This is a genomic window from Corynebacterium sp. p3-SID1761 (assembly GCF_055862885.1).
Genome location: NZ_JBSQBJ010000006.1, coordinates 99,583 through 106,910 on the forward strand (window position 1 = coordinate 99,583; position 7,328 = coordinate 106,910).

A 7,328-nucleotide genomic window follows, 5' to 3' on the forward strand; every position below is an offset into this window, starting at 1 on the left:
CCCTAAAACTTGGAGCCTTTGGAACGAGGGGGCGTCATAGAACGAGAAGGCAGCAAGGTCTCGGACGACAGAGTATTCGTGCGCAGCATGTACACCACACCTGCGCCGAGGGCGATCAGACCCGCACCTGCGATGGCGAGAGCCAGCATTGCCGAGGCAGATCCGGTGTCCGCCAGGGAGCCATCGGAGTTCGTTGCGCCCGAGCCGGATCCGCCAGCCCCACCGTCGGCGGAACCGGATCCACCAGCTGCACCATCAGCACCGGCAGCACAGTCACCGTCGGTGGTGATGCTTGAGCCGAAGTCGAAGTGGCCGCTATTGGCGTTGCCACTGCCGCCGACAGTGAAGGTCAGCGTAGCGGGTGCACTTACTTTCTTGCCTTGCTTCGTGGTGGCAGTCTGCGTGATGCCTACCTTGTACGTGCCAGGCTTGGAGAACACCCAGTTCGGGTGGACATGCGAGTTGCGCGGAACAACGTGGGACCCGGAAGGGTTGCCGCCGGAAGCCTTGAACCATTCCTTGCCCACGACCTGACCGAGGTTGCCCTGTTCAAAGACGTACATACTTCCGGGGCCACTGAAAGAGGTCAGCTGGAATGTGACGTCTCCCTGCGTGTTAGCCAGAAGATCCGGGTGCATGGTGTTGACACCCACCCACGGCACGCCGTTGGTCTGGGTGGCGCCGATCATCCATGCAGTGCCGGCGCCAACAGGGCCAAGGGCCTGAGGCAGGTTCGTCTTGGCTGCCGAGCCGAGGCCGAAGTTGAGCGCAGTGGGGTTGGTCCACTTTGGCGGTTGGGTGCGGTCGTCCTTGATCTGCGGGCGTAGGGCTGGTTCGCCCTTCTTGCAAGTAGCGGAGCCTTCGGACTTTCCATTTGCACTCGAAGTAGAAGAAGTGCTGTTACCGCTGGCGGTGGATGCGGACTTGTTGTTGGAAGTGGAGTTGCTGCTGGACTTGCCGTTGGAAGTGGACTTGTTGGACGTACCTTGTGCGCTGCTAGCGCCAGTTGCGCCTGTAGTTCCTCCACCTGTGGCACCGGCGGAGGTGCTGCCTCCGTCAGCCGATCCGCCACCACCAGCGGCGTCTTCGCTACCGCATGGGGTTGCACCTTCGGCAGTCTGATCAGCGTTTTCATCCTGATCGGACTTGCCCACTACCCAGGTGTAGGTCTTTACCTCGGACTTCGCTCCGTCCGCGGTAGCCTGCACCTGCATGGAGTAACGGCCGGGGCGCTCGAAGGCCCAGTTGGCGTGCACATGGCTCGGGTAGGACTGGTTGATGCTATTGCCGGACTTCACCTCGATGCCATCCGTGAGCAGCGGTGTCATTCCGCCAATTTTGCCCTGGCTCCACATAAACACTCGGCCTGGGCCGCATACCCGGTTGAAGTTGATGTTTACGCCCTGGTAGTGAGGGGCAACACCCTGCGTATCCCAGCCAGGCCAGATCAATTTCTCCTGCTGCGTCTGCGGAAGGTAGTAGGTCGGCGCGCCGATCCCTTTAATATCCTTCGTGCGAGTTTCGTAGGCGTGTGCCCCGATTTCCAGAGTGACGTTATTCGGATCTCGTACAACGTGGGAACCCGTGGCATCCTCGGTGAGATCCAGCTTGAGGTTGCCGGAGCCAGAAGAAGTCACATGGAAAGCATCAATGTGCCCCTGGTTAAGGGTCACGGATTCAGCCTTTGCCTGAGGCAAACTCTGCAGCCCAAAGCTGCCAGCGCCGATGAAGGCGGTAAAAGCGGTAAGAAATGCGGCTGCGAGGATCGCAAGGGGACGGCGTGCGGCGCCGCCGCGCTGGCCAAAGGCCGTGAGGGGTGAGTTGTGCACCAGCTATAGCCCTTCTAATAAACAATGAGTCTAGTTTTCATTAAGGACTATAGTGAAGCGGTAATCATTTTCAAACAGTAGGTGGACTGCTGCCCCACCCGTCGTTCCACCCCGTCGTCCGCCCCTGTCAGAGGAGGATGGATCCCCATGGTTAAACCGACATATCCAAGGGAAGGTCGGAGATATCCCGAAGGCGGTCGCCAGCAATTAGCGTATGCAACAGCTCGCACGTGTCGTCACTCCCAACCGCCTCCACTGCTTTCATAAGCTCCGGGAGCGCGAAGTGGTAAGTCATATCAATATCACCAGTACCTAAAGCCAAACTGGCGATTCTTGTCACCAAGGGCTCCCCCGTCACCGCAACAATATGTGGCGCACGCGCCTTACGATGTTCAATCAGGTTCAAAGCTTCCGCACGGGTGTTCTGCGCTCGGTCGCTCCGCATAGTCCATTTGCAAGACACAACAGCATGAACAATCTTGGAAGGATTCTCGCGGTTACTCGCCCGTACAGGAGAACCAAGACCAGAATTGCCATCTACCAGAAGCTCCCCCTCATTAATCTCATCGTCTGTCACCGGCTCACGCAGGACCAGAATGTCAGGAGAGATCGAATAGCTATTACCGAGGGCAGCACCCAATTCCGGATACCTGCGCACCAACTCGGCCAGGTCTGCCAGGTGAGAGTACGGCTCGCAGAGAAACAGATGATCACGCCGCCGAGAGCTTCCAACATTCTGAACCTCCCATCGACCCGGACGCACCGACTGCATATGCGTGAAAGTATTCTCGATAAAACGAGCCACCGCATGCTCGAAGCCTGCACCCATAGACTGCCCCGCCCTCTTCCGGGCAACGCTCGCACCCAGCTGATCAGCTAGATGAATCGCAGTCTCTCGCGACGCATTACTACTACTGTCCGCGTTTGAAGCAACCCTCCCTTTTGCTGAATCAGCAATGGTTAAAATGCCCTCATCGATCAACTCTCGATGCAGCTCTTTGCGAGCCTGGGTTATTAGCGATTCAGAGTTACTCACAACCCTGCCCCTTCCAAGAGACTCATTTCTGGAACCACCGGTTCCGCTGGAACCATTCCACTTAACGACTCCTGCCGCAAAGCCGCCGCAATGCGATCACCAATCGCTTGCGCTACTGGCGGCGGAAAAGCATTGCCCACTTGCTTCCATGCTGCCGTCTTGCCACCTTCCCACTTCCAGTCAGAAGGGAATCCTTGAATCACAGCCCCCATCCGAACAGTAAGCCGTGGCATTTCTGCACCATTCCCGACAGGGAAATCCGGCCCCGGCGCCTCGTGAGCAATGCTTGTACCCCTGACACCAAGTCGTTTCCAGCCTTCACGAGCGCGCGATGGACCGACATCTGGACCACCATGCTTTTTTGAGCCACCAACGAGCGTTGGCCCAATATCGTTCGCCCGCTGTGCCCATGCATCCGCACCTGGCCACCCATTCTCAGCCATAAGCGAATGGAGCGCCTCACCCACGGTTACTCGCACATGCAGAGGCTCAGGCCAGGCAAAGTAGTCTGCAAAGGGCTCCCTCAAAGCAACCAGCACGAAGCGAGGGCGTAGCTGCGGAACTCCAAAATCTGCTGCTGTAACGACCTCCCAGAAGGTACGGTAACCCAGCTCTTCCAACTCAGTGACTAGCTCATTTCTATATCGAGCAAATCTAGGTTGTGCCAATCCTCGAACATTCTCCAACATGAGCGCTTTCGGACGTGACTGCGCGGTCAACTCTAGCGCCCTCGGAAACAGATCCCTCTCATCATCCTGCCCAAGCTGCTTACCGGCAATCGAGAAAGGCGGGCATGGAACACCCCCCGCCAGCAGATCAAGATCATCTGCGTACGGCTCAATGTCAAAATCTTGCACGTCTCCATGAACAATGTTCCATCCTGGACGATTAGCCCGCAATGTGGATACGGCATGCGCATCGAGTTCGACCACCGCACGATGCATAAATCCGGCAGCCTCTAAACCAAGCGCTTGGCCTCCAGCGCCAGCGCAAATCTCAACCGAAGTAAGCGGTATTTGCATGGATTGAACATACCATGACGCAGCGACACTGCCCGAAACCGCAAAACCAATCATCGACTAACTTGACCTGCACAAATGACCATCAATCGAAACTAAAAGGCGCCCATAATAGAACACCTAGTCGATATACTCTTTCGATGCAGATACTTCCCGCCATGCCAGGACACCCCAAAATGAAAACACCCCCACTACCCAGAAGTAGCGAGGGTGCAAAGCCCAGAAGGACTCGAGGCTAAGAGACTTAAGCCTCTTCAGTGAAGTCCTTCACGATGGTGTTATCCACCGGAACACCCGGGCCGTTGGTGGAGGCCATGGTGATCTTCTTGAAGTAGCGACCCTTAGAGGAAGAAGGCTTCAGACGCAGCAACTCGTCGATCAGAGCGCCGTAGTTCTCAGCCAGCTGCTTCTCGGAGAAGGAAGCCTTACCCAGGATGGCGTGCAGGTTAGCAGCCTTATCCACGCGGAAGGAGATCTTACCGCCCTTGATCTCGGAAACAGCCTTGGCAACGTCAGTGGTGACGGTACCGGTCTTCGGGTTCGGCATCAGGCCACGGGGACCCAGCACGCGAGCCACGCGACCAACCTTGGCCATCTGATCCGGGGTAGCGATCGCAGCGTCGAAGTCGGTCCAGCCGCCCTGGATCTTCTCGATCAGTTCAGCAGTGCCAACGACGTCCGCGCCAGCTTCCTCAGCAGCGGTAGCGTTCGGGCCTTCAGCGAAGACGACAACGCGAACTTCCTTACCCGTGCCGTTCGGCAGGGATACGGTGCCACGAACCAGCTGATCAGCCTTGCGCGGGTCAACGCCCAGGCGGATCGCAACGTCAACGGTGGCGTCGAAGTTCTTGGAGGAGGTCTCCTTGACAGCCTTTGCGGCTGCCAGCGGGGTGTACAAGCGGCCAGCGTCGATCTTCTCCGCTGCCGCGCGGTATGCCTTAGAGGTCTTGCTCATGATGATTCCAATCTATTGAAACGTTGGAGTTGTGGTGCAGGCGAAGCAAGTAGCCTTACCACGGTCTGAAAAATCTACTTCTGCGGAGCGTCCTTGACGGTGATGCCCATGGAGCGAGCAGTGCCGGCGATGATGGCAGCGCCAGCCTCAACGTCATTAGCGTTCAGGTCTTCCTTCTTGGTGGTTGCAATCTCCTTGCACTGATCCCAAGTAACGGAGCCGACCTTGTCGGTGTGCGGAACGCCAGAGCCCTTCTGAATACCCGCAGCCTTCAGCAGCAGCTTAGCTGCCGGCGGGGTCTTCAGCTTGAAGTCGAAGGAGCGGTCTTCGTAAACGGTGATTTCCACCGGCACGATGTTGCCGCGCTGGGACTCGGTTGCAGCGTTGTATGCCTTGGTGAACTCAACGATGTTCACGCCGTGGGCACCCAGAGCCGGACCAACCGGCGGTGCCGGGGTAGCCTGGCCTGCCTGGATCTGCAGCTTAATGAGGCCGGTGACCTTCTTCTTTGCCATCTTTAAACCTTCTTTCTGTTATCAACGCAATCCGCGGGCGATTCACTATCAAAGAGAATGATCAGAACACGGTACTGCACCATTGATGGCCAGTGCAGAGCTATCGCGTCGACCGGATGCCGGAGTTTCACCGGCCACCGGAAAATGGAAAACTTGCGTGTCGATCTGCGGCGTTTAGCCACAGACAACCTGCATAACTTTAGTTCAGCTTCTCTACCTGATCAAATTCCAGCTCAACCGGGGTTTCACGGCCAAAGATGGAGACCATGGCCTTCAGACGGTTGTTCTCGGTGTCGATCTCGCTGATGGTTGCAGAGACGGAGGCGAACGGGCCGGTAAGGATGGTGACGGACTCGCCCTCTTCGTAGTCCACCACAACCTGCTCGCTGGCCGGCTTCGGCGGGGTAGCCACGCCCGTAGCGGAAACGTCCACTCCGGTAGCTGGAACCTCTTCGCCGTCCTCGGTCTCCTGCGGCTTCGCAGTCTCCGGAGGCAGCAGGAACTTTGCGACTTCGCGGATCTTCACCGGGGTGGGCTTGCCCTCGTTGCCGACGAAGCTAGTCACGCCCGGGGTATCGCGAACGACGGACCAGGAGGCGTCCTCAAGAGACATACGAACCAGCACATAGCCTGGCAGCAGCTTGCGCTTAACCAGCTTGCGCTTACCGTCGCGCAGCTCCACGACCTCCTCGATCGGTACCACGACCTCATGGATCTGCTCGTCTACACCCAGGGTCTGCGCACGCATCTCCAGGTTGGTCTTCACCTTGTTCTCGTACCCGGAGTAGCACTGAATGATGTACCAGTCGCCCGGCAGCTTCTTCAGCTGGCGCATGAATTGACGCAGGCGGGTCTTGTACGCCTCCATTGCTGCGTCCTCTGCGGACTGTTCAGCGTCGTCTGCCCCCTCTGTCTGCTCCGCGTCGGCCGGTGTAGCTGCGGCGGTTTCTTCGCTGTTTTCGGTAGCTGGCGCTGCGGCGTCACCATTAGTGACGCCCTCAGCCTCAGCACCCGAAGCATCCTTCTGTGCCTCAGCTACCGCCTGCTGCACGTCTTCCTGTGCGGCTGCGGCCAAGCTTTCGGCGCTAACGGCCTGGTCGTTCTGGTTTTCCTCTGCCATGGAAATACCCTCCATATCATTAAAAATCCGCCTATCGCCGGGGCGGCGAAGGCGGTATAAAAGTTGATGTTCGTCAGCTTAGCACAATTAACGCATAATCTGCTGCAAGCCCCAGCTAGCAACCCAATCGCTGCCAGCAACGAGCAGGCATACGAAGATGAGGAACAGCAGGACGATGATGGTGTAGTTCACCATCTCTCGACCGGTAGGCCAGATAACCTTGCTCATCTCAGAGACAACACCGCGGATGTAATCCACGATGGCGCTGAAGGGATTCTTGCGGGTCTTTACAACCTCTGGCGCCTTGGACTTGGAATTGGCAACAGCGCGAGACGTGGTGGCCTGACCAGCCACCTGGCGCTTGCCAGACGGACGAAGGCTGCCGCCATTACCGGATTCGCCGGCTGCGGTCTTTTTGCTCTCGTCGCTCACGTCTAAGTTCTCCTTAAAGGTACCTACAAGGAAGATCGTGCAGGGGCGACAGGACTTGAACCTGCAACCTGCGGTTTTGGAGACCGCTGCTCTGCCAATTGAGCCACGCCCCTATCGAAGTTCTGACTCACGAGTGTACGTGATCAGACCAACGTAGGTGAAGCAACGTCCTGTGAACGGGGAAGATACAGCGTCCAGTTGCTGGGGCATTGCTTCCACGGCACACATTCAGTGCAACGTTCAAGAACAATAGCAGGGTTCTAAGCCTGCAACCAAATAGGGCGCGGGTTTCTCAGAACTTGTCCTCATATGGCGCGTGCCCCTCCCCGGTCTTGCACATGCTTTGCGCGCGTAGTGCATGGAGCATTCCAGAATGCCACCATGCCCACGCCCCCTTAGGGTTAAGTAAAGAAAAGTGTGTC

7 protein-coding genes and 1 tRNA gene are annotated in these 7,328 nt (G+C 57.5%); all 8 read right to left on the bottom strand.

Annotated elements, in window-relative coordinates; translation table 11 throughout:
* Positions 1-2: 2 nt before the first annotated feature.
* The gene (locus tag ACWXWJ_RS05085; protein ID WP_473963726.1) at positions 3-1,829 is read right to left on the bottom strand and encodes a TIGR03773 family transporter-associated surface protein; all 1,827 of its coding nucleotides are present in this window, start codon (positions 1,827-1,829) and stop codon (positions 3-5) included.
* A gap of 151 nt (positions 1,830-1,980) precedes the next feature.
* Positions 1,981-2,865, bottom strand: coding sequence for an NgoMIV family type II restriction endonuclease (locus ACWXWJ_RS05090; protein WP_034972492.1), 885 nt, complete (start codon positions 2,863-2,865; stop codon positions 1,981-1,983).
* Positions 2,862-3,887 carry a DNA cytosine methyltransferase gene (locus ACWXWJ_RS05095; RefSeq protein ID WP_473963730.1) on the bottom strand — a complete coding sequence of 342 codons (1,026 nt, stop codon included), beginning with the start codon at positions 3,885-3,887 and terminating at the stop codon, positions 2,862-2,864. Before ACWXWJ_RS05095 ends, ACWXWJ_RS05090 begins: the two co-directional genes overlap by 4 nt.
* 241 nt (positions 3,888-4,128) lie before the next feature.
* Complete coding sequence (gene rplA, locus ACWXWJ_RS05100) at positions 4,129-4,839, bottom strand: 50S ribosomal protein L1 (protein WP_473963727.1); 711 nt, start codon at positions 4,837-4,839, stop codon at positions 4,129-4,131.
* Between the two features lie 74 nt (positions 4,840-4,913).
* Entirely contained in the window at positions 4,914-5,354 is a 441-nt protein-coding gene (gene rplK, locus ACWXWJ_RS05105) for a 50S ribosomal protein L11 (protein ID WP_293791653.1), read from the bottom strand.
* 199 nt (positions 5,355-5,553) lie between these two features.
* On the bottom strand, positions 5,554-6,474 hold the full coding sequence (gene nusG, locus ACWXWJ_RS05110; protein ID WP_473963728.1) for a transcription termination/antitermination protein NusG: 921 nt from the start codon (positions 6,472-6,474) through the stop codon (positions 5,554-5,556).
* Positions 6,475-6,561: 87 nt separating this feature from the next.
* Entirely contained in the window at positions 6,562-6,906 is a 345-nt protein-coding gene (gene secE, locus ACWXWJ_RS05115) for a preprotein translocase subunit SecE (RefSeq protein WP_293791657.1), read from the bottom strand.
* 40 nt (positions 6,907-6,946) lie between these two features.
* A tRNA-Trp gene (locus ACWXWJ_RS05120) sits at positions 6,947-7,019 on the bottom strand.
* Positions 7,020-7,328: the final 309 nt, after the last annotated feature.

Coding starts and splice junctions, on each gene's coding strand:
- nusG (WP_473963728.1), bottom strand. CDS start 6,474: ATGGCAGAGGAAAACCAGAACGACCAGGCCGTTAGCGCCGAAAGCTTG.
- rplA (WP_473963727.1), bottom strand. CDS start 4,839: ATGAGCAAGACCTCTAAGGCATACCGCGCGGCAGCGGAGAAGATCGAC.
- ACWXWJ_RS05095 (WP_473963730.1), bottom strand. CDS start 3,887: ATGCAAATACCGCTTACTTCGGTTGAGATTTGCGCTGGCGCTGGAGGC.
- rplK (WP_293791653.1), bottom strand. CDS start 5,354: ATGGCAAAGAAGAAGGTCACCGGCCTCATTAAGCTGCAGATCCAGGCA.